Raw genomic sequence first — 26,087 nt, 5'->3', positions numbered from 1 at the left:
AAAATCAAAGCCGATTTTTAGTTAATAAGAAAATCGACTTTGAATAATTATTAGTGATTATTTATTGAAAGGGTTCATTTCCGACTATCAGAAAAAGGGGCAAAAAAATTTATTTATTGAATGCTTATCGTTCCTTGAGGTTGATCGATTATTCTATTAAGAGCTTTATGATTTCTTTATTGTGTACGACCTTCTTTTAATGTGACAATTGCTTTATCAATCCGACGCTGGCGAGTCTCTGCTGTCTTGGCTCCCTCAATAGAAAGGACAAATCTCCGTTTGTTGCTATAGGATAACCCGTCGAAAAAATGTTTAGCTTCAGTCTCGTGCTCAAGTGCTTCTAAGAAATCAGCAGGCACAGTAAGTTCGCGAGGTGTAGTGTCTAGTTCAATGTCGACATCCACTTCGTCTCCTGCTTCGACACCAGCTCCCTTACGATGCTCTGCACTGAGCGGGATCATGAATTTCCCACCCATCGAACCAATCGTGCTTTGGTAAGTGTATTCTCCAATTGTAACGCTGACTGCAGGTTTCTTGCCTGCACCGAGTTCACCTACAATCTCCTCTGGAACTGGAATGCCGGTTGCGGTTTTTCTGCTAAGTTCAATAATTGCTCGAAATCTCATAAAAATCCTCCGTTTTAGTATTTGTTTTTATTGTGACCAGTTTAACCTATAAAATTTTGGTTCAAAAAACAGTAATTCAATTGGATGATCTAATTGCCAGAGGGATTTAAGAAAACGAAGTAGTCTTAAATTTGGTGTCATTTCTTACAATTCAACTAAATAATACTTGAGTGAAATTTAATCATTCAATACCTAAAAGTGAAAAAAGGTTGGGAACAGTAGCCCAACCTTTTTAACCATTCTACTTATGACAGGAGATTGCGATCGGATGCTTTTTTCAACGCATCATCCCAATTTGGAAAATAATATAATGCATTTTTCATTAACTCTGGATTTGACTTCTTTACCTGTTTCTTTCCTAGTGGGCCCTCTTTTTGTACTAATTCAGCAATTTGACTCACAACTTCTTCAACACTCATATTGGCTTCCATTCGAATTCCTCCCTTTTGGTTTCGGTTTCATTTTTCCCCAAATAACTAAAAGAAATACAACTCTTCTTCATTTTAATAAAAAAGTAATATAATGGTAGGAGGAAGGTCTTATGGAGACAAAAGAAAAAGAAGCGAGTGTTTGATTGATACGTACTTCAAGAGGGTAGATATTTTACATATTTTTGATGGATTATGCACCACCACATACAATTTAGAGCCATAAATATAGCTTTCGTTATTTTTTAAAAAGACTGTTTGTGCCATAATATGGCAATAGGAGGAATCAGTATGAAGAAAAAGTTAGGATCGACGCTTACATATATAGGTACCATTATTTTATTGACGCTTACAATGTTTGATCCAGAAGAAAGTATTATGCGAGATGTCTATATGGCGGCTTTAACAGGTCTTATTTATATTGTCTTTACAATTGGATGGGGAAAGCTAGTGCAGCAAACAAAGTTTGAAGCCTTACATAAATGGCTATTTGTTTTGATTACATGGTATGCATTATTAACGATTGGAGATATTTTAATTTTTCAAGAAACGCAAAATGCATTGGTTTTGCTTGGGATGCTACTTTTTCTACTAATATGCCTTTATGTTTATCGCTCAAATAGGATGGTAGTGGATGCATACACGGCGGCTGTATTATTCGTGACGCTATATATTGCGATGCAAATGGAACATACGATTATTCCAGGAGGGGTCATTGGGGGCATCGTCATTTCAATACCATTTCTAATACTTGCGGCAAAGAAATCCCTACGTGCAACACAAATTGTAGGACGTCTTGTGTTTTTCTTAATGGCTTTTACCATTTTACTTCTTGCACCTGCAACGCCTATCATCGCAGAGGGAGGCTATTTGCTGTATTTAGTACTCATGATCTTCATTGTGGCATTTGTGTATAGACGCAAAATCGAACTGCTATTACCACAGCAAGCTATGCCTGTATTATTAGTAGTTGCTTTGATTATGTATGTTGTAAAGTTTTTTTAATATCTCATGTTTAATTGGTAATCAAATACGAATGTCTATTTATGGTTAAGTTAGGTTAATGGGGAGGGCGATAAAAAATGCTTAAATTTATAGATGATTTTGCTGGTGCTGTATCTGATTTCATTATAAGTATTAGTTATTTTATTGCCGGCATATTCATCGTTGGAGTACCACTTTTCCTTCTTGCAAAGTTCTTCGAGTGGATTTTCTAATTAAACAAATGCGCACTATTTTTTATAAATCTACTGTCTTTTTGAACAATCCCAAAGTCTATTAAAATACCAAAAATCCCTACTTTTATTGGAAGCAGGGATTTTTCTATTTAAAGAAATGTACTTAAACTTTTTCTTCTTCAGTATTGATCACAATAGGTAATCTAGCAGCAATCGATTCTATAATTGGATCTCCGGCAAATAAAACAAAGCAGGTATTATCTATTGCTTCCCGTTTAGTATGCTAAGCCGAAAAGAGCTTTAATGTGTGTTAAGTAACGCACGTGACTTGCTTCTTTCATTAATGACGCTGGAAGACCTTTTAGCGGAATATTATTTCCACCAACAGTCGCTACACCGTCTTTTCGTCCAAGACTTGCAAGGGTACCAGAGTTGATTGGGTTAAATTCTTCAAGTTTTTGACCTTTAAGTAGTGCAAATAAGTTATAACCACATGTTTCCCCCATTTGCCAAGCATTTTGAGCAGTAGGGGCATATAATGGACGACCTCCATCTGCTGGAAGTGAAACAGAAGCGTCACCAACTACAAATACTTCAGGGTGTGATTTAGAGCGTAAGTATTCGTCAATGACTGCTTTTCCACGATCACATTCAAGACCAGATTCTTGAACAAGCGGAAGAGCGGCTACTCCACCAGTCCAGATAAATGTGTTTGCTTCAATCGTAGAGCCGTCTTTAAGTGAAATTTTATTGCCTTCAACGCCTGTAACTGGAAGGCCAGTTAAGAATTCAACACCACGTTTAGCTAAGCTCTCAGAAGCACGTACAATTAAGTCGTCAGGAAGAACTGGTAAAATTTTTGGACCAGCTTCAACTAATTTAATGTTTAACTCGTTGAAGTCAACACCGTATTTTCTAGCAACAGTAGGGAAATGGTCAACAATTTCACCAACTAGTTCAACACCAGTTAAACCTCCGCCACCAATGACGATTGTTGCATCTTGTGGATTTTTAGATTTTGCATAAGCAGCAATTTTGCTTTCAATATGTTTGTAGATGCGGTTTGCGTCATCTACTGATTTTAATACCATACTGTTTTCTTCAAGACCTGGGATCCCGAAGAAACCAGTTTGGCTACCAAGAGCAACGACTAAGTTGTCGTATTCTAATACAGAACCATCAGCAAGGTAAACTTCTTTGTTGTCCACTGTGAAAGATTTCACTTCGCTTATCACAACGTCTACATCTTGATCTTTGAAAAGTTTAGTTAATGGAAAAGAGATTGCTCGTTCTGTAGCTGAACCACCTGCAAGACGATGTAATTCTGTAATAAGTTGGTGAGTAGGGTATTTATTCACCACTGTAACTGTTGCTTCATCTTTACTTACATATTTTCGTAATGTTAGTGCCGTTAGTAAGCCACCATAACCTGCACCTAAAATGACGATCTTTTTTGACATGATAAATCCTCCGTCCATACATTTATATAAAGGAAACTATTATTAAGCTTTTCGTTCTGATTGAACTGCTAAAAATGCGTTAGCAAAACGTAAAACTTTTTGAGTTTCTGGATCTTTTAATAATTTTAATAAGCCAAAAATACCGACAGTTTCATTTGTATCGTCTGCGCGGTCTTTAGCCTCAATGGCAGTTGCTGCAATGGTTTTTACAGAGCCAATCACAGGTTCAGTCATTTCTTTAATAGCACTTACTGTATCGCTTTTTAACACGTCGTCCGTTGCAACTAATTGTGCTAAATCGTATGCTTTTGTTAATAGAGTAACAACCTCTGCTAACTTTGGAAGCTGTTCTACTAAAGTAGTTAGTGACGCTTGAACTTCAGGCTTTAATAATTGATCCAGTAAATCTAGGTTACCTGCACTTAGAGCTTCTTGTGCTTGCTTTGTTTCTTCTGACATATTTAATTCTCCTTTTGATCTGTGTTTTTTGCATATTTGACAGTCGAATAGGTATAAAAACGACATATTCAGGATTAGGGACAACGATCTCAAAATCTTACTATAACTTTGAGATACACTGTGTATGCGATTTCTTGATTGACTAATATATATTGAGATAATATCTGAACTGACAGAAACAACTATACGTTAAAGTTCACAATTCGTACAATACATATAATTCATGCGATGTATTCCTATTTTTCATGAGAAGGAGAGAGTACTGGATGCATATAAATTTCCTATTGTTTTATTAAACTTTTTTAAAAAATATTCTACTAGAAGAGGAGCGTAATTTTATTTGCAAGTGTTTGAGCGGAATAAGTCAGATAAATCGGACTGAGAATATGTGATAAGATTAGTATAAAGATTGTAATCAAGAAAATCACATTACTTTGCCAACAAATAATAAATTTGCAATATAAGATAGTTAGGAAAAAACAAATTGATTAAGAAAGTAATGAAAAAATCCAAATCTGTTATATAAATTACAAAATAATGGAGAGAAAAAATTATGCCAGGATTCAGAGTTTATAAGAAGAAATCATGGAAGAAAAGAATTGTTACGATCATTGTTTTTGCGTTACTATGTGCCTCTGCCGGATCAGCAGGAACATATATGTTTTTGAAAGGTGGAGAAGAAAAAGTAGCAAAAGCAACAACAGCAATAGATGGTGAGGTCATTGTAGAAAATATTGCATACAGAAATGTGCGAGAAATTAGCAAACACTTCGGATATGAGGATATCCAAGACTTCGATTACACCGAAGATGACACTTACGAATTTTTAAAGCTTCAAGATGATGATATTTGGCTTGAAACAACAGGCAAAAAATTCGGAAGATACCTTTTTGGAAAAGAATACAACATTCATTTGTTTGGTTACTTTATGCTTGGGTATGATTTGAAAAATATCAAAAAAGAAGATTTTTATTTTGATGAAAAATCTAAAACTCTACACATTAAAGTACCAGCCTTAGAATTAGCTTATATTCCTATGTTTGACAAAAGTTATTTTGATAGTTTTGTAGGATTATTTAGAAAAGAATACACGGAGAATTACCGAAAATTAATTTATGAAGATGCGATCAATCAAGGCATCCAAGCGATTCTTGCTGATGATAGCAAAGTTCATGAAGGGTATAAATTAACGAATGATTCACTTAAAGAAATCTTATTCGACAAACCAGAGTTAAAAAAATATGTTAAAGATATTGTTTTTGAAAAGTCAGGTGAAGAATCAACTATAAGAGTTGAACAAACTAGAGAAGCGATTCTTGGTGATGAAAAAGAAACTGAACAATAAGGATATCAATACATTAATAAGAGCTACTTGAGCAAAATAAGGTATATAACTGATTAGATTCTCTTTAAAGACATGAAAAGTAGGTGAACAAAATGGGGAAATATCAATTGGATACTAAAGGTAAGGTAGCTGTGTCAAAGTATCATGAGAAAAACAAACCTGCCAAATTTGATAAAAAGCAGCAACTTGAAAAAATACGTGCGGAGTATTTGAAAAAGAAACAAAATCAAACAGATAAATGAATATAGATCTTAAATTAACGAAGGCTTTAGTTAATTAATGCTCTCCAAATCTGTCGTATTTCCAGAAGATGGAACTGCGCTATAGTACTAGCACGGAGTTCTGTATAACTTTATCCAAAAATTTTATAAAAAAACATCTTAACAAGTAAATTTTTAATAAAAAGGTTAAGATGTTTTTTATTTTTTTATTTATTTATCATTTTCATACCATGGATTTAAATGTATAAGCACTTCTGCCACATCATCGTGATGCTCCATTAATGTCTTTTTAATTTTACGGATGATATCATGACCTTCTTGAATTGTTAAATTAGCAGGAACACTCACACGAAGATCTACCAATATATAATGACCGTGTTCTCTAGCACGTAGACGGTCGATACGTTTTACTTCTGGAACTGTTAAAATGATGGTTTGGAAATCATCTAATAATTCATGACCTACACTTTTTTCCATAAGTGATGCACCAGCTTCAACTAGCATTTCGTATGCAAGTCTAAAGACTAAGAATGTCACAATTAATCCAGCAATTGGATCCCCGTATAAAAGGATGTTGATCTGATAGGCTTCCCCAACCAATGCAAGTCCAATACCAACTACCGCAGCTAATGACGCATACACATCTGCAAGGTGATCATTTGCAGTAGCAATTAGACCCTTACTATTAATCTTTTTTCCAACTTTTATTGTATATACGTATAGAACGAGCTTCCAAATTAGAGAAATAATAGCCGTTACAAAGGCAATTAACCCAGCTTTTTCAGGTTCCTCGAAGAAAACTTTGATAGATTCATAGGCAATAAAACAAGCAGCTAAAACTAAAATAATCCCTACAATAGCTGAGCTTAGAACTTCCGCTTTACCATGTCCATAAGGATGATCTTCATCGGCAGGACGCTTTGAAATGCGCATCGATGTCAATGTGGCACCACTTGCAATGACATCACCAGCATTATGATAACCATCTGCTAGAAGAACGGGACTGTTGAAGATTGCACCGACTACAATTTTTAGACCGGTTAGCACGATGTTGCTGATTAAACTAATCCAGCCCGCGAACATGGAAGCGTTTGAATTTGTGTGTTGATTCATTAATTTGTTCCTCCACTAAAAGTCTTTCCCTAAAACAACAAAATCCTTTGATTTTAAATAATCAAAGGATTTTAAATGAAAATATGTAGTTTGGTTGAACGAGAAAACTGTATCATCAATTATCACTCCTATAAATTTGCGCCTATACATTATAGGCCAGTAAATTCACTTTTTCAATAGTTTTATAATCATAGTTCTTTGCATTTCATTTATGAAACATCCCTAATAAAAACGAAAAAAGAATTAAAAGTGTTGACTCTTACCTTAGCGGATACTTTAGTATAAAGAACACGGAAAGGAGGAAAAAATGTACACCGTTCATGAAGTGGCAAAACTAGCCCATACAACAGTAAAGACTTTACACCACTATCACAAAATAGGACTTCTGATTCCAGAGCAAACGACTGAAGCTGGTTAACATTTAACATACAAGAAAGACAGGTTGAATAAATGAAAAACGTAATAAAGGTAATTTTGAGTGTCAGTTTCATCATTTATTTAATAGCACTAGTAATGCTTTTGCTTGTAGGAGTTATGTTTGTGGGTATTAGAGGTCATATTTGGTCAGACTTATCGTTAATAGAATATATAAGGGGGTTCTTCAAATTTCGTACCATTTAAAACAATAAGTGCATATATATTGGCAATGTTTGACGGGAGTTTGAACATAAGTATTCCAATAAAAAACCTCTTTGGAAACTTAATTATGTTTTTACCAATGGGGATTTATCTACCCTACTATAGTAAGAAAATCAACAAAATAGGGAGATTTACGTTCTCGATGATTATTTTATTATTTGTTATTGAAGTAACACAATTAGTCACAAGAAGAGGAAGTTTTGATATTGATGATTTTATACTTAATATGGTAGGTGCATTACTAGGTTTTGGTATTTGGAAAACAAGAAAAGTTCAGAGGTTACTTAAATAATGAGGCTACTTTTTCTGTTTGAATTAATCTGTGTAGATTAGTTGAAAATAGTGAATAAAGATAAATTTAAAGTTAACTCTATATAAAAGAAAGATGAACGAGGTGTTGATTCGTGAAGCCTTATGAAATAAAGAACATGATTATTGATGATGAATTCGAAGGTGAAGAATTCGTGACTATTGATTTTGCGTACCAAGATGAAGATTACAGCATTACTCTTAAAAAAGCAGACCTTGAAATAATCAATACATGGGTTTTTAAAGAAGGTACATCTCTTCCAGCAAATTTACCTGATCAACTTATTGAATCAATAAGAGAAGATGTTAAAAAGAAAATCTAGTCACATTTATTGTCATGAATAATGAAAAAACATCCAATTTGGATGTTTTTTTATGGTGTAATTTAATTTGAAGTTTTATTTCTTCGCTAATGTAGAAGCAATTTTCTCAGCTTCTACATATGCATTTTGTAAAATCTGATCTCGATCAGCACCCAGTAAATCAGTTCCCTGTACCCGTATAATGTCGTAATCTTCAATGCCCATAAAATTGAACATTGATTTTAAGTATTTATGCGAATACTCAACTTCCGTATACCAGTCATTATTGGTATAGACTGCTCCGCTTCCTTGTATCACTACAATACTTCTTCCATCTGTAAGTAACCCAACTGACCCAGTATCAGTATATTTAAACGTTTCCCTTGCAATCAAAATATTGTCCATATAGGCCTTTAATTTTGAGGAAATATTAAAGTTATGCAATGGATAAGCAATAACGTACTTATTGGCGCTTTTGAATTGTTGTAGTATCGCATCCATACGCTGTGTTATTTCTTGCTCTTGGATAGTAAGCTCTTGTCCATTTCTTAATTTTCCCCATGCTGTTAAAACCGTTTCATCGATCATCGGTACTTCTTCACTGTACAAGTTGATCTGTTCGATGATTTCCTCATTAGAATGTAACTCTTTGTATGTTCTCATAAAGTGTTCTAGAACATTTAGACTTACTGAAGAAGTTGAATTAACTATTGGATGTGCGTTTATTACAAGAATTTTACTCATAGATGTATTCCCCCTGGAAGAATAGTTAGTATAATTAAGGACTTTTTTAATCGTCGATAAACATTGTCTGTAATTAAAGCTCTATTAATATACATCGATTAGTACTTTGTGTCAAATTGAAAAATATATGTACCTTCAAGTTTGTGTTAAGATACAAATACACTTACTATCTAGAAAAATAAAGCAGGTGAACTAAATGAAGTATAGTGTAATGGTTGAATATGCTTTACATAGTCTTGTCTATTTGATTGATGCTCCTTCAGATGAAAGCATAGGAATAAAGGATCTTTCAGAATTTCAAGGACTTTCAGAGACATATCTATCTAAAGTTTTCGGTAAATTATCTAAGGCTGGTATCGTAAGTTCTGTACCTGGGGTAAATGGGGGATATAAATTGGCAAAAGCCCCTGAAGAGATCTCTTTTTGGGATGTAATCCAAGCAGTAGAAGGAATTAAGCCAATTTTTCAGTGCAAAAATATTGTAAGTAATCATCTAATGTATCAAAATCAGGAATGCTCTTCATGCACATCTAGTAATCCTACTTGTACAATTAATCTAGTCATGCTTGAGGCAGAACAACATATGCAAGATTTTTTAAGTAAAAAGACACTCTTATGGTTAAATGAGGAACTTGAACACGTATTACCTACAACAATAAGAGAAGGTTCCCGTGAATACTTTAAAAATAAAAACTCAGATTAGGGGCGTTATTTCAAGTTGGAATAGTGCCTTCTTTGTATCTTTTTCTATAGGGAAATGCCATTATTGTTGAATAACAGAAGATGGAATGAGAATGTTAGTTGGTGTATATTGAAAAGGAAAAATTAAATTTCTCTCAACGAACTTAGCTAAGGAGATTACTTATGGAAATCATACATAAAAGAAATGAAATTACTTTTGGAGTTGCAACCGAATTTAACAGTAAGTACCTTACGCCAATCATAAAAAACCTACTATATAAAGCGGAAAATGAGTGGGATGACTATAATGAAGTCTATCATTGCACTAACCTCATCGAGAAAGTGAAAAAGAATAAGGATATGAAGATGGATTTCCATGTGATGTTGAAAGATGGAGAATATGTAGGGATTGCTCTTGTCACAAGTGGAATAATCGATTATAAAACTTTTTTTAATGAATCCATAACATTGAATGATGAGAATAAAAACGATGTTTTGATCTTTAACTATTTTCATATATCCCAAGAAGGTAGAGGGAATGGTCAAATATGGTTTAGAGATGTTATTATTCCTTATTATCAATCTGAAAAATATAAAACTATCTATGTTAAATCAAGTCATGAAAAGGTATTTACTATATACAATCGTATAGGTACTGAAATTGGAGAATATACAAGTAATAGTGATAACCAATTATTTGTGAGAAAAGGGAAAGTATTTAAAATTAAGATTTAGTTTATTTAAACGGCACATTTCCAAATATATGGAATGTGTTTTTTTGCTATATTTCCACCGTTCATAGAGCGGTGGATTTTTTATTAGGACCATCCAATTACAGTTCAATTATTGTTTTTTATGTTAATAAGTCTCTATTTTGTGTAAAAAACTTACAAGCTTTGTAAAAAAATAACTATATTTTTTTAATGAAAGTACTATAATAGTTCTGTTGTCCATTTTTTATGTTGTTACTGGAGGTACTTTAGTTGAATACTCTTATTCCCCTTGAATTAGAAAAAAAGTTTCATTCTCTACAAAAACGTATGATTTCATTTGGAATGCGAAAGGGGTTTACCCACCCCGACACCATTAAATGTAGTAAAGAATTAGATGTAGTGATTAATCAAATTCAAATCAAGAACTATAAGTGATTTAAAAAAATAAAAATTCAAATCATTATACATAAGGAAAAGTTAGTGATTGGTTCATCAAGAAAGGAACACCTATGAAAAAATTGAAATTTGCAAAACTATCAAATCTTAAACCAAAATTAATTTTATCGTTTGTCTTTATTTTACTTATCCCTTCTATAGTTATTGGGGTGCGCGGGTTTCTTGCATCAAAAGGTGCGATCGAAACTGAACTACGATCCGCCATTGAAGATAATATTAGTATTTTAAATCTTACAATAGACAATGCCATTGAACCAAAAGTGGATGACATAGGTAATTTCTCTAAACTTGTTAATAAAAAAATGTTAAATAAAGAGAATACCGATCAATTGGAGGGTATCTTGGCGCAATATATTCAGTTTCATCCCGAGGTAGAGGCTATATATGTTGGACTTCCGGATGGTTCTCTTATTAATTATCCGAAAGCAGATTTAGGTCCAGATTATGATGCTACCCAGAGACCTTGGTATCAAAATGCGATGGCACAAACTGGACAAGCTTCAATTTCTGACCCTTATGTATCAAAAAGAAACAATGAGGTAGTTGTTGCAGTTTCCCAAAGTCTAGGTGACGGCTCAGGTGTGGTAGGATTCGATTTAAAACTGAGCTACCTTCAAGAATTAACTGAACAAATTGAAATTGGTGAAGAAGGTTATGCTCTTTTGATGGATAAAAGCGGGAATTTTATTGTCCATCCCGATCATGAACCAGGTACTAAAGCAACCGAATCATTTTATGAAAATTTTTATAAAGACCAGTCCGGTATGTTCGAGTATGAATTAAATGGTCAACCTAAAATAATGAATTTTACAACAAATAATTTGACTGGATGGAAAATCGCGGGGAATATTTATACAAAGGAAATAGATAAAGCGGCATCTCCAATACTAGATGCAACACTAATTGTAATTGGTATTGCAATGTTGATTGGTGGGGTACTTATTTACTTCATTATTCGCTCCATTGTCACACCAATTAATGAGTTAAAAGAAAAGGCGATTAATCTTAGTAACGGTGACCTGACCGAGACAATAAAAGTAAAATCAACAGATGAAATTGGCCAGTTAGGACAAGCTTTTGTTGACATGCAAGATAACTTAATCTCTCTTTTGCGAAATATAGAACAGAATGCAGAACAAGTGGCGGCTTCTGCCCAACAATTAACGGCAAGCTCCGAAGAAACAAGCGCAGCAACTCAACAAGTCTCAACGTCCATTCAACATGTTTCCGAGAGTGCTGAAAAACAAAAAGAAAGCGTTGACGCTAGTGTCCATTCTTTAGAAGAAATATCGGATGGTGCTGTACATATTGCGGAGTTTTCTTCAAAAGTTACAGAGTTAACGAAAGATGCAACTCAACATGCACAAGAGGGTGGGGAGTCTGTAGGGAAAATGGTAAATCAAATGGAAGCTATTCAGGAATCTGTCTTGAACTCTCATAAGACGATTCAATCCTTAATAGAACGATCTAAACAAATTGATTCCATTTTAAAGATTATTACTGGTATTGCTGACCAAACAAACCTTCTATCTTTAAATGCTTCCATTGAAGCAGCTAGAGCTGGCGAACATGGAAAAGGTTTTGCAGTTGTGGCAAATGAAGTCAAAAAATTAGCGGAACAATCTCGCGAGTCCGTAGGTGATATTCAAGAAATTATCTCGGCTATTCAAAATGATACTGAAAACACAGTAACGAACATGACGAATATTACAAAACAAGTAGAAAATGGTGTTGAGTTTTCAAATGATGCAGTAACTAAATTCTATGGAATTATTGAAAGCCTAAATAAAGTAACACCTCAAATGGAAGAGGTATCAGCAACGATAGAACAAACTTCTGCGGCTATTCAAGAAACAACAGCACGTGCAAATGAAAATGCAGAAATTGCAGAAGTAAATGCTGCTGCATCAGAAGAAGTGGCTGCCTCTGCTGAAGAACAACTCGCAGCAATGGAGGAAATTTCATCTTCCGCTCAATCACTAACGGAGATGGCCGAAGAGTTACGCATATTGATTTCGAAATTCAAATATTGATTTAGTCAGAAAGGCTCCAATTTTTTAAATTGGAGCCTTTTGAGTACAGAATGATATTTTTATCTGAAAAAAGTAAAAATATCGCTTACCGGAGTTCATTACGATTGAAGTTAACAAACGGCATAACAATTAGTTACCCTCGATTAGACATCATATGATTGCTTGGATTAGTTATTTTGAAGGATGGCGAGAAGGGAAGCCACCTTTAATAAGAGAAGTTTTTTCAATTTATAATAAAAAAGCATAGTAGCAGATCGACACTTGGGTCAGATCATGTGCTGCTGTGCTTTTTTAGGATTTTTTTAGTTTACAATTACCGATTCAATAACATTTTTGAAGTCTTGTAGATTGCTCTCGTAATTTTCAGGCGTACCTGCATACGTGAAAATATAAACTTGATCATCCTTCATAAATGTTCTTTGATTTAACTTCATGGTACCTTGAGGTGTGTTATTTAAGCTAACTACTTCATTCCATTCAATACCATTTGTTGTGTAGTACTCGTTACTTTGATACTCATACCCAGTGCTAGCTGTTGCCAAGTCAATATATTCTTTTAAGCTTAAAGGTTGTTGTAATGGTTCTAAAACAACATTAAAACTTGTTCCAATAGTAGCGTCGAGCAAATAAACAGCAACAGGAAGTTGTTGCTCACCGACATCTAATTTTTCAGCGGTATTAGGAATCTTAAAAGTAATTTCTTCAAAATTTACGTTGACCAATTCGCTTCCTTTATTTTCCGTATTTTCTTTTACCTCTGTTTGAGAAGTTTCGACAACTTCGCTTTCATTTGTTGTCTGTTCTGTTTCCTGTGAGCTTTGAGTACTGTCAGTTTCTTCTTTACCGCATCCTACTAATAACAGTGTACTAAAGGTAACGATCGATAAAATTTTAGAGAATTTTTTATTCATTCTTTAGCCCCTTCGAGTTAATATAAGTAAGATTATACATTTTTAGGATATCGAGATATATAGATATATAGAGATAAGGAAAAAATAATAAAAATGGCATAGTGCAAAATATATATTACGAACTAGGTACACGATGCCTCCTTTGCTTTTTACAAGAAACATTGAATTTATTGAAAATTTTATTAAAGATTAAAGGGGAGAAGAGTTGAAGAAAGTTTGCACGGTAAGAGAGGGTGATAAGGTGAAGTTAATAAAAATATTACTATTTTCATTTATTCTTTTTCTTGTTGCTTGCAGTGACGAGGAACATCTTATATTTGATAACAAAAAGGATGCAGAACAAGAAATTGGTGAATTTAAAGCACCAGTAATGCCAGAGGGCTATCAAATGAAACAAATAACGTATGATAATGACGGCTTCACACACCCAGTAACAAAAGTGTTCTATGAAAAGGGAAGTCATAACATTACGTTTATGATTGCATCTTCATGGTTTGATGATCGGCCATCGAAGAAGATTGAAAACGATCATATAGCTGAAATGGAATGGATTTCAAAAGATAAAGAATTTGTATTAAAGTGGAGAAAATCCAATCAACAAAGCTACAAATACCTATTTACTAATAATAAAAAAGATAAAGAGTGGTTAATTTCCGTTGCAGAACATTATTAAGCTAGCGGGCGCGTTTCGAAGGATAATGCTGCTCTTTTCTCTTTAAAAAAAATTCTTGAATTTGTGAAGGGATCACGGGAACTTGTACAGAGAATCCAGTATATTAAAGAACTTGAATAGTTAAGAAGGTTCTTCTATCCATTGTATAGAACTTTTTTATATCAAAATATGAATGAGGGTAGAGAATGAAATTATATCAGTTGGGGGCAAAGGAAATAGCTGAAGGTATTCGGCAGGGTAAATTTACATCATTGGAAGTTGTTAATTCATTCATTGAAAGAATTGAGAGTAAAAACGAGCAATATAATTCAATTGTTTATCCGTTGTTTGAGAGAGCACGCATGGAAGCAAAAAAATATGATGAAATGGCAGAAAGAGGACATTTTTTAGGCCCACTACATGGAGTTCCTATAACAATTAAGGAGAGTATTGATGTAAAAGAAACGCCTTCTACTTGGGGGATCGAAGGTAGAGAAGAGCTCTTAGAAGAAGATGATCCATCAGTCAAAAGGTTAAGAGATCATGGAGCGATTATTTTAGCTAAAACTAACGCAATGCAACTATTATTGGGGTGTGAGACTTTTAATCCTGTTTACGGAAGGACAATGAATCCTTGGGATACTAGAAGAACAGCTGGGGGAAGTTCAGGAGGAGAAGGTTCAGCTATTGCTTCCATGTTTTCACCACTTGGAATAGGTACAGATATTGGAGGAAGCGTTCGAACACCTGCACATTTTTGTGGAATTCATGCATTAAAACCTACACCGGGAGTAATTTCTCAAAGGGCACCGAAGCAAATCTTACATATAAGAAAAGAAGCAGGAGAAATGTCATCCATTGGTCCTTTAGCAAGAAGTGTAGACGATTTAACTTTAGCATTTGAAGTTTTATCAGGTAAGATAATGGAAATTAAGAATTTGGAAGGTATGAGAATTGGAATTTGGGAAAGCGATCACATACTTCCAACTTCACCTGCCATCCAACGGGCAATTCATCATGCCTCTAAAGTATTAATAGAAAATGGTGCAGAAATAATCCCTTATGAATTTCCAAAAATCAAAGAGAGTATGCAAACTTTTTATGGAATGATGTGCGCAGATGATGGTAGAGGCTTAAAAGAAACAATCGGAAATTCGAAACAGGAATATCCCATAAAAAACTTGATACGTGTACAAAAAATTGGAAAGGTAAGAAGAAAAGTTTTAATTTATCTATTAAAACTAATGCAACAGCAAACAATTTCCACGGTTGTATTTCCTTTTATCGGCAAAAAGACTGAAGAAGAATATGAAGAACTTATAGTAAAACGTAAAATGTATAGGGATTTTGTATTAGAAGAAATAAAGGATAAAAAGTTAGATGCTGTTTTATGTCCTGTTTTTCCAACGCCCGCATTATATCATAATGGATCTAGAAACCTAACTTACGAGGGTGCATACAATTCATTAATCAATTATTTAGGATTCCCTTCCGGAGCCTTTTCTTACACTCTTGTTCGAAGTGAAGAAGAATTTCTTAAAAGGAATGAAAAGGATCTTGTTCATAGAGCGGCAATTGATACAGAAATAGGGTCCACAGGTCTCCCGGTTGCATTACAGATTGTTTCGGCACCGCATAAAGAGAATGTTATTTTATCAATCATGACCCAATTGGAAAAAAGCTCTACTAAAAGGGAGGACTATCCCCCTAACAAGCTTAGCGTTATGTTTCATTAAGTATATATAGCAAGGATGAAACACCTTTTCTTAGTCTAATATTCTTATTCAGCCGTCGTGCGCTTTCGCTAAGAAGGCGCGTCTATTTTCATTTAAGCGTCATTACGTGTCTCTTTTCAGGTAGAAAGGGTCAGCACTTATTTTGATATGGCTAATTGAAAGGCGCGATTATTAAACAGAATGTACTTTTGTATAAGTCATGTGCCCCATTTATTATAAATAAAAAGAAAACTCTCATTAAATTCTAATGTTCTTCTTCCTTCTCTCTAATTTTCGTTGGCTATAGTGTAAATATAGAAAGGTTAAAAATGAAGGAGGAAAATAAAATGAAGAACAAAATGTTAATTGGCGTATTATCAGTAAGTGTCATTCTAGGCGGTGCAGTGGCTGTAGGAGCTGCTAATAATGGTGAAACAACAAATGATCAAAAGGTTACGACAAGCAAGGAAATGATTTCTGTAGAAAAGGTAAAGGAAATCGCACTTTCAAAAGTAACAGGACATGTGGAAAACATTGAGTTGGAAAGCTATAAGGGCAACCAGTATTATGAAGTAGAAGTTGAAAATGGCAAAAAGGATTATGACCTTTACATTGATGCTTACACAGGTGAAGTTCAGCTAATGAAGGAAGATAGTAATAATGATGATGATTCGGACGATCGCACTGGAGTCGTTCAATCTACAAACCTTATTACTGATGAAAAAGCAAAACAACTTGCAGAAAAAGCTGTGAATGGAACTGTGACTGAACTAGAATTGGATGAAGACGACGGCCGATTTGTTTATGAATTGGAACTGATCACAAACAAAGGGGAAGCAGACGTCGAAATCGATGCCGTCACAGGTAAAGTGATCGAACTAAATTTTGACCATGAAGACGATGATGATTTAGATGATTAATTAGAATGGGAATAAGAGCCCATTTAGTACACATCGAATTAATAGAGGATTTATATATATAGGTATTCAAAAACCATTTAGATATTTTCACCTAAATGGTTTTTTGTTTGCACTTTTCTTGTACGATTGTACTAAAATAAAAACATGAGTAAAAATATGAACGATAAGAAATGCGATTGACGGATTCACCATTGAATTAATGAGAACCCCTAGTTAAATGTTCAGAAATATACTAACGAACTCGTTACAATCTTCGAGAAATCAACTAAAAATAATAAGCCAGACAGTAGGTGGATAACTATGTTTTACTATGAAATAGTTTGTTGTAGTTGTAGACAAAAATTCACATTAGATGAAGGTTCACAAAAATATAAGTTATTTAAAGAAAGAACAAATAAGGTATTTCGTTGTGAGGAGTGCGAATCAAAAATACGCATGGATGCAATAAAAAATTTCTTATCATCCTTAAAGTGATGCGGGCGTTAGTACAATAATCACTTCAGGATTGTAAACATAGTTACGTTATTTCAGAAAAGTGCACGTTTCATCATAAGAATTAACCCTTTCCTTAAAAAGAACCATCTAAATTGAATATGAACACTTTAAAAGTCGCTTTCCCTAACATTCGGGAAGCGACTTTTTAGATTGATTTTTTACTAGTGATCAAGTTTATCACTTTAAGTTCTTTTGACAACTTATAAAAAATTGGTTGACTATTCAGTTGAACTGTATTAACTTATTATTAAGTTGAACTATATAGTCGAACTGAATAGAGGTTGAAAACATGAAACATAAATTATTGCCGTTGTCTGAAACGATGCATTATATTTTATTAGCTTTACGCGAACCACTCCATGGCTATGCCGTAATGCAGAAGATAGAAGAAATAAGTAATGGTACCGTTAGTTTAGCAGCGGGTACATTATACGGTGCGATTGAAAACTTGAATAAACATGGTTGGATTGAATCTGTTGGAGAGTCAGGTCGGAGAAAAGTTTATATGATCACAGCGGAAGGAAAGACCATTTTGAAAATGGAACAAAACAGGTTATTGCACATTTTATCTCTGTACGAAGGAAGTGAATCAAATGAAAATGTTTAAGGTGTTTTTTGATATTGAAAAAGAAGAGCAATGGCTGAATAAACAATTACAAAAAGGATATCGCTGTACAAAGATCAGTGGATTAGGCCTATACACTTTCGAAAAAACCGATAAGAGATTTGTGATGCGATTGGATTATCAAGATTATTTATCGAAGGAAAAGTACGAGAACTACAAAGGGATTTATGAGGACTTTGGTTGGAGCTATATAAAGGGGAGCCAGCGTGGATTACAGTATTGGCAAAAAGAAGATGACGATCAAAATGAAATCTATTCGGATCGCCAATCAAAGAGTAATTATTATAAAAGATTGATGAATTATGTATCTAGTATAGGAATAATGACATTGATTTTCTCTTATCTGGTTTACAAAGATTCAGGATTATATTTAACGGAAGGTCTTTGGAGTATGGAAGGTGCATTATTTTGGAAAGCATTTTTATTTGAAACGCCATTTGTCCTTTTAAGGTCTCTTCCCGCCATTATGACTATTTTCTTCGGGTACAGTTTCTATAAAGCTTATCGAAAGTATTCAATATTAAAAGAAAAATAATGCTATAAGAGGCTAATGTTTATTCCATGATCTAGCGCAATTCAGATGCATGAATTGCGTTTTTTCTTTAGGTTAAGTGCCAATTGTAGGATAAATTTATTCATTAACAAGTAGGATAGAATAAAATAGTGAATAGAAAGGTGGTTTCAGGTTGCAAGGATCTATTGCCGTTATTACGATTGTTTTGCTAATCACAATGGTCATCATCCGTTCCAAACAATTAAAAAAACTGGGCATCAAAGCATTTAAATTTGGCGAAATGGATAAAAAGGACTTTATTATACCGCCATTTGCTTTGCTGTTATTTTATTTGATTTTTGCCAATGCTTTTAACTTACCACGATTGGGTACTGAATTGTTTAGAAGTGAGTCCATCGGTTGGATTGGCGTGGTCTTCTGCTTATTAGGTCTTTTATTATTCCTTTATAGCTTAATTTCGTTCGGAAAAAGCTTCAGGGTGGGAATTGATGAAGACCATCCTGGCCCTTTAATTACTACTGGGGCCTTTGCCATCAGTCGAAATCCGATATATACTGCTTTTGGATTCGTTTTATTAGGAGAATTCCTTATTTATCCAAATTGGATTTTACTAGTATATTTGATTGTAGGTTATTGGCTTTTTAATCGACAAGTGCTACTTGAAGAACAATCGTTGATGAAAATTTACGGTGAGGAATATAAACAATACAGCAAAAAAGTACGTCGATATCTTTAGTTTACTTTTCTTTCAGCAATCTGGCGCCACTCTTGAGGAAGTGGCGCTCATTTTGTCTTTAATGGCCAAGATTGTTTAGTAAAGCATAGTAAATGTACTTATGCTAGGTAGTGCCAGTATTTTATGGTAGAGGCCTGATTCTGCCCTCAAGTACTAAAATGATCAGTGGAATGATGGACAAGAGGCCAAGCACGTACCTCAATCTTTTTTGCAAAATGAACTATAGGCGAATCACTAGCGACATCAATGCCTTGCTTGGAGAGTATTGAATTATACCTAAATTCTGCTTCTGCCTCTTGTAATCTCCAAGGCTCATGTAAAATATCGCAGCGTAGCGGTACTCCCGATGAATTTAAGGTGTAGAAGCAGTAACGCTCGACCATCCATTCCTCGAAAGATCCCTTACTTGCTTGAAATGGTTCTGAAATGGGTCTATAGCTACAAGCTAATTCAATTTCATTGTCTTGTAGTCTCTTACTTTTAAATTCAATGTTTGTTCCACTATTTTTGATCTCCATATCAGCGTGCCAATAGGGTAAGTGATATAGTGTTTTAGCCCCTTTTACAGCTAGCCAATTAGCAGCATCCAAACTAAAAAAGTACACACCAGGCTTACCATCTAAAGTTACATATGTCCGAACATTGAGCTCAGGAAATTGATCTGTACCTGGAATAGATGGCAATCCCCGCAGTCTAATCCCCGACATTCGAAACGGTACAACCCCAATCCAACACATGCCATTGTATGAATCTAAATGCAGTGCTTCGGGTACTAATTTTCGTAACACCTCATATTTAATTGGATAATGAGCAAATAACAGATCGCTCCATATTTGCTTCATCGTCCAAGGTAAATTCGGTAGAGCCCACGGACGATGGCTGTCATCCCATGGGTCTTTTTTCTCTTTTAGGAGTTCCCCCACAGCAAATCACTTCCTTGTCAATACTAAAGAAAATCATTTTAATATATGATGATCGTTTACTATTAGATGAGCAGGTTAAAAAATTCAGTCTATTCTATCTTAATTGTATTCACCATTACAGAAATAAAAAAGCTTTATTTCTAGTGAGATTTTATCAAAGTTCATCTCGTTTTCTTAAGTGAAAGAAAAGGTGGGGGACGTGAAGAAAAGACCCAATTGGAACATAATGCTGATAACTAAAAAAAATAAATGAAAGGATGAAAACCGTGGAAGAGACTTAGAATCGCATTCTTTAATTGAAGTAACAGAATAGCCCAATTTCACTGTTTAACTATCAGAGAAGTTGGGCTTTTGATACCGCTGAACAGTTGGACGAAATAAGGTGGAATCGGTATCTAAGGATTCGAAAAGCATCTCATTTATATGTAAACGACGGATATTAAAAGGAAGATATGAAACCATCATACGAATCATAGAGTTTATTTGGTATGCTCAAAAATGCAGAAGAAATCAATAAACCCTAGATTCATTACCTACGATTTATATAAGTGGAAGGAATTAACCTTCATTTTCTTCTGTATGAAAAAGCAGGCTTAAAAGTTATTCCATTGTTATATCTGCCTTAATGCGATCCATAAATTCTTCAACTGCACTGTATCCCTGCTGTTTTAAATACCAGTTATTTGCGGCTGCCTCAATTAACCCTGCAACATCACGTCCAGGTTGAAGCTGGATTTCCATAGAAGGGATTTTTACCCCCATATAGTCTGTATAATGAAATTCCTGTTCTAAATCATTATATAAGGCATCCTTTTCCCATTTTGTTAGATTAATATCAAGCGTAATTCGTGTTTCATCTTGAAATGCCTTACGTCCGTATAAACGAACGACGTTGAGCAACCCAATACTGCGGAGAGCCAAAAACTCCTTTGTTTTCTCATCATGTGTACCTAGAATCGTTTGTGAACTAAGTCTTTTTAAAACAACGATATCATCAGCAACTAACCGGTGCCCGCGGCGAATTAACGTATGCGCTGTCTCGCTTTTTCCTACTCCAGAGCTCCCACGAATCAAGATCCCGATACCAGACACATTCATACAAACTCCATGTACTGCCATTTCAGGGGCTAATTCTTTTATTAAATACGTCTCCAATTTGGGGATAAATTCAGAAGTCGTCTCAGGCTTATTAGTTACTAACAAGGGGATTCCCTGCTCTGTACAATGGTGGATTAAATGATCAAAATCTACTTCACCTGTTGTGACAATAAAACAAGATGGATGATAGTATACAAGATTTTTAATTTGAATTTTACGTTCTTCGGGGCTTAATTTCTCTAAATAAGTAACTTCCTTTTTCCCTAATATTTGAACTTGCTCTGTAGGAAAAAAGTCAAAACAGCCAACAAATTCGAGACCTGGACGATGTACCCCTGGTTGCGTAATCAATTTCTCGAGTTGATCTTCACCAGCCAATACGTTCAATGAAAACTTCTGAATCAAGTTTTCAACTGTTACTTTTTTCACTATATATACACTTCCTATTACCTTTTTATAAAATTATACTGTAAATTTTTGGAGTGGTCATCCGTTATGGGACAGGGGGACAGGTACATCGTCCCACTGGGACAATGTACCTATCCCTATAACATATTAATAATTACGGACATCTGCAATTGGACCGACTTCTCTAAAATCTACATTTTCTGCAAATGAAATAATCTTTTGTGCCGTTTGTTCCGTACTGCTAAGTAATCCTTGCTCTTTGTAAGTAACAAACTGATCATGAAGTGGGAATGCATCTTCGTTACTTGCTCGAATCGTTTCTTGCATACTAGTGTCGACGATGCCAGGAGCGATTGAGACGATTTCTACTGGATACTCTTCCTTCGATTGCTCAAGTGCAACAACCCGTGAAAAATGATCAAGTCCAGCTTTTGTTGTACAGTAAGTTCCCCAACCCTCATAAGCTTTTCGACCAGCCCCAGATGAAATATTGATAATACGCTTTGATCCTTTAAAATCCTTTAACTTTGAGATGAATGCATTAGAAAGAATCATCGGTGCAGTCAAATTGACGGCAATCGCATTCGTCATTTCCACTGCATTTACAGCTCCAATTAACCCGATTGGATCAACCATCCCAGCGTTGTTAATTAGTGTGAAAGATTTCGCGTTTTGTGGAGCAGACGCGAATAGCTCATCCATTACCGATTCAAGCTTATCAGTTTCGGATAGATCTGCACTAATGAATTTTACTCCATCCAGTTCGCTCATGGTACGAGCAATTCCAACAACGAAATGACCCGCTTCACTCAATTGCTTTGCAAGTTCAAACCCAATTCCTTTTGACACACCAGTAATAAAATAAACATTCATTAAACTTCCTCCTTAAATATAAACGTCGAACTCTTAGCTAACGTTCATTCAAACGATTGTTTGAATGTATTTTTTCTTCAAATGTTTTTTACAGTATTAAATGTAGCCACATTGTTTCCTAGATAACTCATTTCTACTTTAACAAAGTTGATTTTAATGTCTTGTCTAAAACTTGATTTTTTACATAATTAACTATTATCTATTACTATTGTTTATCCTATCATTTCCTTGTAAACAGTACATTAATTTTAATAATTAGAACGTAAAAATTTGCTCTTAAATAAGACGAACAAAAGTAATGTGAGAAATATGTTAATGGAAGCGTGCAAAGGTAGACAGTTGACCTATAAATTGGGTTATAATTGGAAATGGAGTGGATGAGACAAGGGGGACAGGTACATTGTCCCGCGGGACGATGTACCTGTCCCCATGTCCCATCAAACATAAAAAAGAAGGTGTTCTAACGAATGAAAGATATTTTTGAGAAATGGCAATCCCATGACTTACCAACATATTTACAAGATGAGCTAAATGCAATCGCGGATCATGACAAAGAAATCGAAGACCGCTTTTATCAATATGTTTCATTTGGGACAGGTGGAATGCGTGGATTACTTGGTGCTGGAACGAATCGTATCAACATTTTTACGATTCGTCGAGTAGCTGAGGGACTAGCACGTTTCGTTGCATCAAATGGTGAAGAGGCTACAAAGCGCGGTGTTGTAATTGCCTATGATACGCGTCATTTTTCCCAAGAATTTGCTGTGGAAACAGCTCGTATCTTAGGTGCGTACAATATTACTTCCTATATATATAAGGAACCTCGTCCAACACCACAGCTTTCATTTACAGTTCGTGAGCTGAACGCATTTGCCGGTGTTGTTATCACAGCAAGCCACAATCCAAAGCAATACAACGGATTTAAAGTGTATGGTGAAGATGGGGCTCAACTTGTTCCTGCGGGTGCTAATGCAATTGTGGAACACATGAATGCGATTGAAGATATTTTCGACTTAACAGTTCGCGATCCACAAGAGTTAGAGAATGAGGGTTTATTGAAGTGGATTCTAGAAGATCTGGATGCTAAATTTATGCAAAACCTTCTGACGTTGAAAGAAAATGACGCAATTGACTACAACATGAAAATGGTCTATACGCCTTTACATGGTGCTGGACTTGTTCCGGTAATAGAAGGGTTAAAACAGTTTGGATTTGAACAAGTTCATGTCGTGAAAGAGCAGGCTGTACAAGATGGGGCATTCACAACGGTGAGCTATCCGAATCCTGAAGAAGCGGCAGCCTTCGAATTAGCCATGAAATTGGGCGATGAAGTTGGAGCGGATCTTTTACTAGCAACTGACCCTGATGCTGACCGATTAGGTGTTGCTGTTCGTAAAGATGATCAATACGAACTGTTAACGGGCAACCAGCTAGGCTCCTTATTACTACACTACATTTTGCAAACGAAACAAAACGAAGGAACGTTGCCAACAAATGGAGCCATGATCAAAACGATTGTGACAGCTGAACTTGGTACAAAAGTTGCCGATCATTTCGGTGTAAAAACCATTAACACGCTAACGGGCTTTAAATATATCGCAGAAAAAATTGAAGAGTACGAGCAATCCAATAAATATACATTCTTATTCGGCTATGAAGAAAGTTACGGTTATTTAATCAAAACCTTCGCTCGCGATAAAGACGCAGTACAAGTGGCGTTGAAAGTGGCAGAAATGGCAGCCTTCTATGCAACAAAAGGAAAAACATTATTAGATGCATTAAACGACTTGTACAAGCAGTTCGGTTACCACCGTGAAGCCCTTGTATCACAAGTCTTTGAAGGAAAAGACGGCCAAGAAAAAATGAAGCAAATCTTAGAAGATTTCCGAGGCAATATTCCGAATGAGGTAGCCGGCATCCAAGTAGTGCGCGCAGAAGACTATTTAACGAGCTTGGCGACTTTATCGGATGATACAACAGTACCAATCTTCTTACCAAAAGAAAACGTAATAAAATTCGTGTTAGCTGACGACTCTTGGATCACGATTCGTCCTTCCGGTACAGAACCGAAATGTAAATACTATTTTGGCGTTGTGGCAGATTCAAATGAAGAAGCTATGGAACGATTAGAGCAGTTGAAAGCTGGAATTTTATAAGATTGAAAAATCACTTCACTTTACTTATATAGTGGAGTGATTTTTTGTATATAAGATACTCTGTAGTAAGTATCTGTACTGGAATTTCCGTAATCTATTTGTAACAAAAGTAGAATCATTGTCTTATTTCATGAAATTGAAAATCTGTCAATAGGTTTTCAGTAGAAATAATCTTTTATTTTGGAAATATTTATGAGGGTTTTCGTGAACTAGACTTTAATTTACTAGAGTTTGCGTTTTCATTGTTACTCTTACCATTTTATGGGCCCTATATTACTTAATCTGTGCTGTAACATTGGTGTTGCAAAGACGAGGAGGAATAAAACATGAATAAAAAATTTCTAGCAACATCATTAATGGCAGCAACATTATTTGGAGCATCTTTTACAGCAACATCAGCAGATGCGGCAAGTTTAAATAAAGAAGTTAAGAGTGACAACGCTCAACAATATGTACAAATGATTAAAGGTGACAACTATGAAGCAATTGCCATTCAATTAATCAATCAAATTGATTTAGCTAATGGTAAATTTGATTTTAATCAATTCCAGCAGTTAGTTAATAAAACATTAAATGGCCAAGCCGCTGTTAAAGTGATTAAAGAAGGTAAAGAAGTTTATAAAGATCAAGCTTCTAAACAAGCAACACAACAAAAAGCACCGGCAAAAGCGACAAACAACACAAAAGCACCAGCAAAAACTAATAACAATACAAATACAACAGCACCAACAAATACAAATACTCAACAAGCAGAAGCACCAACAAAAACTACTACAACAAATGCGAGTCAATCAGTTTCAGATTTTGAACAACAAGTGGTAGATTTAACAAATGCAGAACGTACAAAAGCAGGCCTAAAACCATTAGAAATTTATGCTCCATTAATGAAAGTAGCGGAAGCGAAATCAGCTGATATGGCGAAAAATAACTACTTCTCACATACAAGTCCAACTTACGGAAGCCCATTTGATCAAATCAAAGCAGCAGGCATTTCATACAAATCTGCAGGCGAAAATATTGCCCAAGGTCAAAAAACTCCAGCTGAAGTAGTACAAGCTTGGATGGACTCACCAGGTCACCGTCAAAACATCATGAATGCCAACTACACTCATATCGGTGTAGGTTACGTGGAAAACGGTAACTACTGGACACAACAATTTATCCAACAATAATTTAATAAGTTAATAGTGTTATGTAAGGAAGATGGTCTCAAAGTCAATTGGCTTCAGACCATCTTTTTTGGGACAGGGGGACAGGTTGAAGTCACTGAAAAAGTGCCTTTTTTTGAAAGAGTTTTTTTGATTCAAGCACATATTTTACGTAAATTATCAATTTCGTCGATGAATCTCGAAAA

The 26,087-nt window shown here is 34.9% G+C and carries 30 protein-coding genes; 20 read left to right on the top strand and 10 right to left on the bottom strand.

The window, feature by feature from the left end; genetic code table 11:
- Window positions 1-176 precede the first annotated feature (176 nt).
- Together JOD29_RS15185 and JOD29_RS15180 are read right to left on the bottom strand one after the other, a co-directional pair.
- The gene (locus JOD29_RS15185; RefSeq protein WP_124766312.1) at window positions 177-626 is read right to left on the bottom strand and encodes a YdeI/OmpD-associated family protein; all 450 of its coding nucleotides are present in this window, start codon (window positions 624-626) and stop codon (window positions 177-179) included.
- Window positions 627-871: 245 nt separating this feature from the next.
- A complete protein-coding gene (locus JOD29_RS15180; RefSeq protein ID WP_124766311.1) occupies window positions 872-1,057 on the bottom strand; it encodes a hypothetical protein in 186 nt (61 codons plus the stop codon).
- 288 nt (window positions 1,058-1,345) lie between these two features.
- On the opposite strand from JOD29_RS15180, the gene JOD29_RS15175 reads away from it, so the two are divergent.
- Together JOD29_RS15175 and JOD29_RS20645 are read left to right on the top strand one after the other, a co-directional pair.
- A complete protein-coding gene (locus JOD29_RS15175; RefSeq protein ID WP_124766310.1) occupies window positions 1,346-2,059 on the top strand; it encodes a hypothetical protein in 714 nt (237 codons plus the stop codon).
- Window positions 2,060-2,136: 77 nt separating this feature from the next.
- Window positions 2,137-2,271 (top strand): hypothetical protein, encoded by a 135-nt coding sequence (locus JOD29_RS20645; RefSeq protein WP_275579657.1) that lies wholly within the window; start codon window positions 2,137-2,139, stop codon window positions 2,269-2,271.
- Window positions 2,272-2,507: 236 nt separating this feature from the next.
- Here the strand turns inward: JOD29_RS20645 and JOD29_RS15165 are convergent, their stop codons facing one another.
- Entirely contained in the window at window positions 2,508-3,692 is a 1,185-nt protein-coding gene (locus tag JOD29_RS15165; RefSeq protein ID WP_124766309.1) for an NAD(P)/FAD-dependent oxidoreductase, read from the bottom strand.
- Window positions 3,693-3,734: 42 nt separating this feature from the next.
- Window positions 3,735-4,151 carry a helical membrane plugin domain-containing protein gene (locus JOD29_RS15160; protein ID WP_124766308.1) on the bottom strand — a complete coding sequence of 139 codons (417 nt, stop codon included), beginning with the start codon at window positions 4,149-4,151 and terminating at the stop codon, window positions 3,735-3,737.
- 553 nt (window positions 4,152-4,704) lie between these two features.
- On the opposite strand from JOD29_RS15160, the gene JOD29_RS15155 reads away from it, so the two are divergent.
- Both JOD29_RS15155 and JOD29_RS15150 read left to right on the top strand, forming a co-directional pair.
- Window positions 4,705-5,496, top strand: a complete 792-nt coding sequence (locus tag JOD29_RS15155) for a flagellar basal body-associated FliL family protein (RefSeq protein WP_124766307.1) — start codon at window positions 4,705-4,707, stop codon at window positions 5,494-5,496.
- Between the two features lie 92 nt (window positions 5,497-5,588).
- Window positions 5,589-5,738 carry a hypothetical protein gene (locus tag JOD29_RS15150; RefSeq protein WP_192894245.1) on the top strand — a complete coding sequence of 50 codons (150 nt, stop codon included), beginning with the start codon at window positions 5,589-5,591 and terminating at the stop codon, window positions 5,736-5,738.
- Window positions 5,739-5,927: 189 nt separating this feature from the next.
- Here the strand turns inward: JOD29_RS15150 and JOD29_RS15145 are convergent, their stop codons facing one another.
- Window positions 5,928-6,830 carry a cation diffusion facilitator family transporter gene (locus JOD29_RS15145; RefSeq protein WP_124766306.1) on the bottom strand — a complete coding sequence of 301 codons (903 nt, stop codon included), beginning with the start codon at window positions 6,828-6,830 and terminating at the stop codon, window positions 5,928-5,930.
- Between the two features lie 307 nt (window positions 6,831-7,137).
- Here JOD29_RS15145 and JOD29_RS15140 point away from each other — a divergent pair, with 307 nt between their 5' ends.
- From JOD29_RS15140 to JOD29_RS15130, 3 genes are all read left to right on the top strand, one after another.
- Window positions 7,138-7,248: a MerR family DNA-binding transcriptional regulator gene (locus JOD29_RS15140; RefSeq protein ID WP_239585747.1), complete on the top strand. Its 111-nt coding sequence runs from the start codon at window positions 7,138-7,140 to the stop codon at window positions 7,246-7,248.
- A 243-nt stretch (window positions 7,249-7,491) separates the two neighbouring features.
- Window positions 7,492-7,761: a VanZ family protein gene (locus JOD29_RS20750; protein ID WP_338088325.1), complete on the top strand. Its 270-nt coding sequence runs from the start codon at window positions 7,492-7,494 to the stop codon at window positions 7,759-7,761.
- Window positions 7,762-7,873: 112 nt separating this feature from the next.
- Window positions 7,874-8,101 (top strand): hypothetical protein, encoded by a 228-nt coding sequence (locus tag JOD29_RS15130; RefSeq protein WP_124766305.1) that lies wholly within the window; start codon window positions 7,874-7,876, stop codon window positions 8,099-8,101.
- A 75-nt stretch (window positions 8,102-8,176) separates the two neighbouring features.
- Here the strand turns inward: JOD29_RS15130 and JOD29_RS15125 are convergent, their stop codons facing one another.
- On the bottom strand, window positions 8,177-8,824 hold the full coding sequence (locus tag JOD29_RS15125) for an FMN-dependent NADH-azoreductase (protein WP_124766304.1): 648 nt from the start codon (window positions 8,822-8,824) through the stop codon (window positions 8,177-8,179).
- A gap of 196 nt (window positions 8,825-9,020) precedes the next feature.
- On the opposite strand from JOD29_RS15125, the gene JOD29_RS15120 reads away from it, so the two are divergent.
- The 4 genes from JOD29_RS15120 to JOD29_RS15105 all read left to right on the top strand — a co-directional run bounded on the left by JOD29_RS15120 (window position 9,021) and on the right by JOD29_RS15105 (window position 12,707).
- Window positions 9,021-9,527 carry an RrF2 family transcriptional regulator gene (locus JOD29_RS15120; protein ID WP_124766303.1) on the top strand — a complete coding sequence of 169 codons (507 nt, stop codon included), beginning with the start codon at window positions 9,021-9,023 and terminating at the stop codon, window positions 9,525-9,527.
- A gap of 161 nt (window positions 9,528-9,688) precedes the next feature.
- Window positions 9,689-10,240 (top strand): hypothetical protein, encoded by a 552-nt coding sequence (locus JOD29_RS15115; protein ID WP_124766302.1) that lies wholly within the window; start codon window positions 9,689-9,691, stop codon window positions 10,238-10,240.
- A 248-nt stretch (window positions 10,241-10,488) separates the two neighbouring features.
- Window positions 10,489-10,653 carry an aspartyl-phosphate phosphatase Spo0E family protein gene (locus tag JOD29_RS20640; protein WP_275579656.1) on the top strand — a complete coding sequence of 55 codons (165 nt, stop codon included), beginning with the start codon at window positions 10,489-10,491 and terminating at the stop codon, window positions 10,651-10,653.
- Between the two features lie 74 nt (window positions 10,654-10,727).
- Window positions 10,728-12,707, top strand: coding sequence for a methyl-accepting chemotaxis protein (locus JOD29_RS15105; protein ID WP_124766301.1), 1,980 nt, complete (start codon window positions 10,728-10,730; stop codon window positions 12,705-12,707).
- Between the two features lie 302 nt (window positions 12,708-13,009).
- Here JOD29_RS15105 and JOD29_RS15100 read toward each other — a convergent pair whose 3' ends face one another.
- Window positions 13,010-13,618 (bottom strand): hypothetical protein, encoded by a 609-nt coding sequence (locus tag JOD29_RS15100; protein ID WP_124766300.1) that lies wholly within the window; start codon window positions 13,616-13,618, stop codon window positions 13,010-13,012.
- A 205-nt stretch (window positions 13,619-13,823) separates the two neighbouring features.
- Here JOD29_RS15100 and JOD29_RS15095 point away from each other — a divergent pair, with 205 nt between their 5' ends.
- The 7 genes from JOD29_RS15095 (at window position 13,824) to JOD29_RS15070 (ending at window position 19,275) form a co-directional block, all read left to right on the top strand.
- Window positions 13,824-14,291, top strand: a complete 468-nt coding sequence (locus tag JOD29_RS15095) for a hypothetical protein (RefSeq protein WP_124766299.1) — start codon at window positions 13,824-13,826, stop codon at window positions 14,289-14,291.
- 185 nt (window positions 14,292-14,476) lie between these two features.
- Window positions 14,477-16,006: an amidase gene (locus JOD29_RS15090; RefSeq protein ID WP_124766298.1), complete on the top strand. Its 1,530-nt coding sequence runs from the start codon at window positions 14,477-14,479 to the stop codon at window positions 16,004-16,006.
- A 326-nt stretch (window positions 16,007-16,332) separates the two neighbouring features.
- Window positions 16,333-16,905 (top strand): PepSY domain-containing protein, encoded by a 573-nt coding sequence (locus JOD29_RS15085; protein ID WP_124766297.1) that lies wholly within the window; start codon window positions 16,333-16,335, stop codon window positions 16,903-16,905.
- A 300-nt stretch (window positions 16,906-17,205) separates the two neighbouring features.
- Window positions 17,206-17,379, top strand: a complete 174-nt coding sequence (locus tag JOD29_RS20470; RefSeq protein ID WP_124766296.1) for a DUF2197 domain-containing protein — start codon at window positions 17,206-17,208, stop codon at window positions 17,377-17,379.
- Window positions 17,380-17,689: 310 nt separating this feature from the next.
- Window positions 17,690-18,007: a PadR family transcriptional regulator gene (locus JOD29_RS15080; protein ID WP_124766295.1), complete on the top strand. Its 318-nt coding sequence runs from the start codon at window positions 17,690-17,692 to the stop codon at window positions 18,005-18,007.
- On the top strand, window positions 17,994-18,560 hold the full coding sequence (locus JOD29_RS15075) for a DUF2812 domain-containing protein (protein WP_124766294.1): 567 nt from the start codon (window positions 17,994-17,996) through the stop codon (window positions 18,558-18,560). Before JOD29_RS15080 ends, JOD29_RS15075 begins: the two co-directional genes overlap by 14 nt.
- A gap of 151 nt (window positions 18,561-18,711) precedes the next feature.
- On the top strand, window positions 18,712-19,275 hold the full coding sequence (locus JOD29_RS15070; protein WP_124766293.1) for a methyltransferase family protein: 564 nt from the start codon (window positions 18,712-18,714) through the stop codon (window positions 19,273-19,275).
- 146 nt (window positions 19,276-19,421) lie between these two features.
- Here the strand turns inward: JOD29_RS15070 and JOD29_RS15065 are convergent, their stop codons facing one another.
- The 3 genes from JOD29_RS15065 to JOD29_RS15055 all read right to left on the bottom strand — a co-directional run bounded on the left by JOD29_RS15065 (window position 19,422) and on the right by JOD29_RS15055 (window position 22,577).
- Window positions 19,422-20,198 (bottom strand): YqjF family protein, encoded by a 777-nt coding sequence (locus tag JOD29_RS15065; protein WP_240033633.1) that lies wholly within the window; start codon window positions 20,196-20,198, stop codon window positions 19,422-19,424.
- Between the two features lie 600 nt (window positions 20,199-20,798).
- Window positions 20,799-21,725: an HPr(Ser) kinase/phosphatase gene (gene hprK, locus JOD29_RS15060; protein ID WP_124766292.1), complete on the bottom strand. Its 927-nt coding sequence runs from the start codon at window positions 21,723-21,725 to the stop codon at window positions 20,799-20,801.
- 126 nt (window positions 21,726-21,851) lie between these two features.
- Entirely contained in the window at window positions 21,852-22,577 is a 726-nt protein-coding gene (locus JOD29_RS15055; protein ID WP_124766291.1) for an SDR family NAD(P)-dependent oxidoreductase, read from the bottom strand.
- A gap of 467 nt (window positions 22,578-23,044) precedes the next feature.
- Here JOD29_RS15055 and JOD29_RS15050 point away from each other — a divergent pair, with 467 nt between their 5' ends.
- Together JOD29_RS15050 and JOD29_RS15045 are read left to right on the top strand one after the other, a co-directional pair.
- Window positions 23,045-24,733 carry a phospho-sugar mutase gene (locus tag JOD29_RS15050; RefSeq protein WP_205101705.1) on the top strand — a complete coding sequence of 563 codons (1,689 nt, stop codon included), beginning with the start codon at window positions 23,045-23,047 and terminating at the stop codon, window positions 24,731-24,733.
- Window positions 24,734-25,059: 326 nt separating this feature from the next.
- Complete coding sequence (locus JOD29_RS15045) at window positions 25,060-25,905, top strand: CAP domain-containing protein (protein ID WP_124766289.1); 846 nt, start codon at window positions 25,060-25,062, stop codon at window positions 25,903-25,905.
- The last annotated feature ends 182 nt before the right edge of the window (window positions 25,906-26,087 follow it).

The sequence above is a fragment of the Lysinibacillus composti genome (assembly GCF_016908465.1).
GTDB lineage: Bacteria > Bacillota > Bacilli > Bacillales_A > Planococcaceae > Ureibacillus > Ureibacillus composti_A.
This window is presented reverse-complemented; position numbering and strand designations above follow the sequence as displayed.

Bases quoted from the DNA above. Each gene is read 5' to 3' on its own strand.
- JOD29_RS15185 (WP_124766312.1), bottom strand. From the start codon at position 626: ATGAGATTTCGAGCAATTATTGAACTTAGCAGAAAAACCGCAACCGGC.
- JOD29_RS15180 (WP_124766311.1), bottom strand. From the start codon at position 1,057: ATGGAAGCCAATATGAGTGTTGAAGAAGTTGTGAGTCAAATTGCTGAA.
- JOD29_RS15175 (WP_124766310.1), top strand. From the start codon at position 1,346: ATGAAGAAAAAGTTAGGATCGACGCTTACATATATAGGTACCATTATT.
- JOD29_RS20645 (WP_275579657.1), top strand. From the start codon at position 2,137: ATGCTTAAATTTATAGATGATTTTGCTGGTGCTGTATCTGATTTCATT.
- JOD29_RS15165 (WP_124766309.1), bottom strand. From the start codon at position 3,692: ATGTCAAAAAAGATCGTCATTTTAGGTGCAGGTTATGGTGGCTTACTA.
- JOD29_RS15160 (WP_124766308.1), bottom strand. From the start codon at position 4,151: ATGTCAGAAGAAACAAAGCAAGCACAAGAAGCTCTAAGTGCAGGTAAC.
- JOD29_RS15155 (WP_124766307.1), top strand. From the start codon at position 4,705: ATGCCAGGATTCAGAGTTTATAAGAAGAAATCATGGAAGAAAAGAATT.
- JOD29_RS15150 (WP_192894245.1), top strand. From the start codon at position 5,589: ATGGGGAAATATCAATTGGATACTAAAGGTAAGGTAGCTGTGTCAAAG.
- JOD29_RS15145 (WP_124766306.1), bottom strand. From the start codon at position 6,830: ATGAATCAACACACAAATTCAAACGCTTCCATGTTCGCGGGCTGGATT.
- JOD29_RS15140 (WP_239585747.1), top strand. From the start codon at position 7,138: ATGTACACCGTTCATGAAGTGGCAAAACTAGCCCATACAACAGTAAAG.
- JOD29_RS15125 (WP_124766304.1), bottom strand. From the start codon at position 8,824: ATGAGTAAAATTCTTGTAATAAACGCACATCCAATAGTTAATTCAACT.
- JOD29_RS15120 (WP_124766303.1), top strand. From the start codon at position 9,021: ATGAAGTATAGTGTAATGGTTGAATATGCTTTACATAGTCTTGTCTAT.
- JOD29_RS15115 (WP_124766302.1), top strand. From the start codon at position 9,689: ATGGAAATCATACATAAAAGAAATGAAATTACTTTTGGAGTTGCAACC.
- JOD29_RS15105 (WP_124766301.1), top strand. From the start codon at position 10,728: ATGAAAAAATTGAAATTTGCAAAACTATCAAATCTTAAACCAAAATTA.
- JOD29_RS15100 (WP_124766300.1), bottom strand. From the start codon at position 13,618: ATGAATAAAAAATTCTCTAAAATTTTATCGATCGTTACCTTTAGTACA.
- JOD29_RS15090 (WP_124766298.1), top strand. From the start codon at position 14,477: ATGAAATTATATCAGTTGGGGGCAAAGGAAATAGCTGAAGGTATTCGG.
- JOD29_RS15085 (WP_124766297.1), top strand. From the start codon at position 16,333: ATGAAGAACAAAATGTTAATTGGCGTATTATCAGTAAGTGTCATTCTA.
- JOD29_RS20470 (WP_124766296.1), top strand. From the start codon at position 17,206: ATGTTTTACTATGAAATAGTTTGTTGTAGTTGTAGACAAAAATTCACA.
- JOD29_RS15080 (WP_124766295.1), top strand. From the start codon at position 17,690: ATGAAACATAAATTATTGCCGTTGTCTGAAACGATGCATTATATTTTA.
- JOD29_RS15075 (WP_124766294.1), top strand. From the start codon at position 17,994: ATGAAAATGTTTAAGGTGTTTTTTGATATTGAAAAAGAAGAGCAATGG.
- JOD29_RS15055 (WP_124766291.1), bottom strand. From the start codon at position 22,577: ATGAATGTTTATTTTATTACTGGTGTGTCAAAAGGAATTGGGTTTGAA.
- JOD29_RS15050 (WP_205101705.1), top strand. From the start codon at position 23,045: ATGAAAGATATTTTTGAGAAATGGCAATCCCATGACTTACCAACATAT.
- JOD29_RS15045 (WP_124766289.1), top strand. From the start codon at position 25,060: ATGAATAAAAAATTTCTAGCAACATCATTAATGGCAGCAACATTATTT.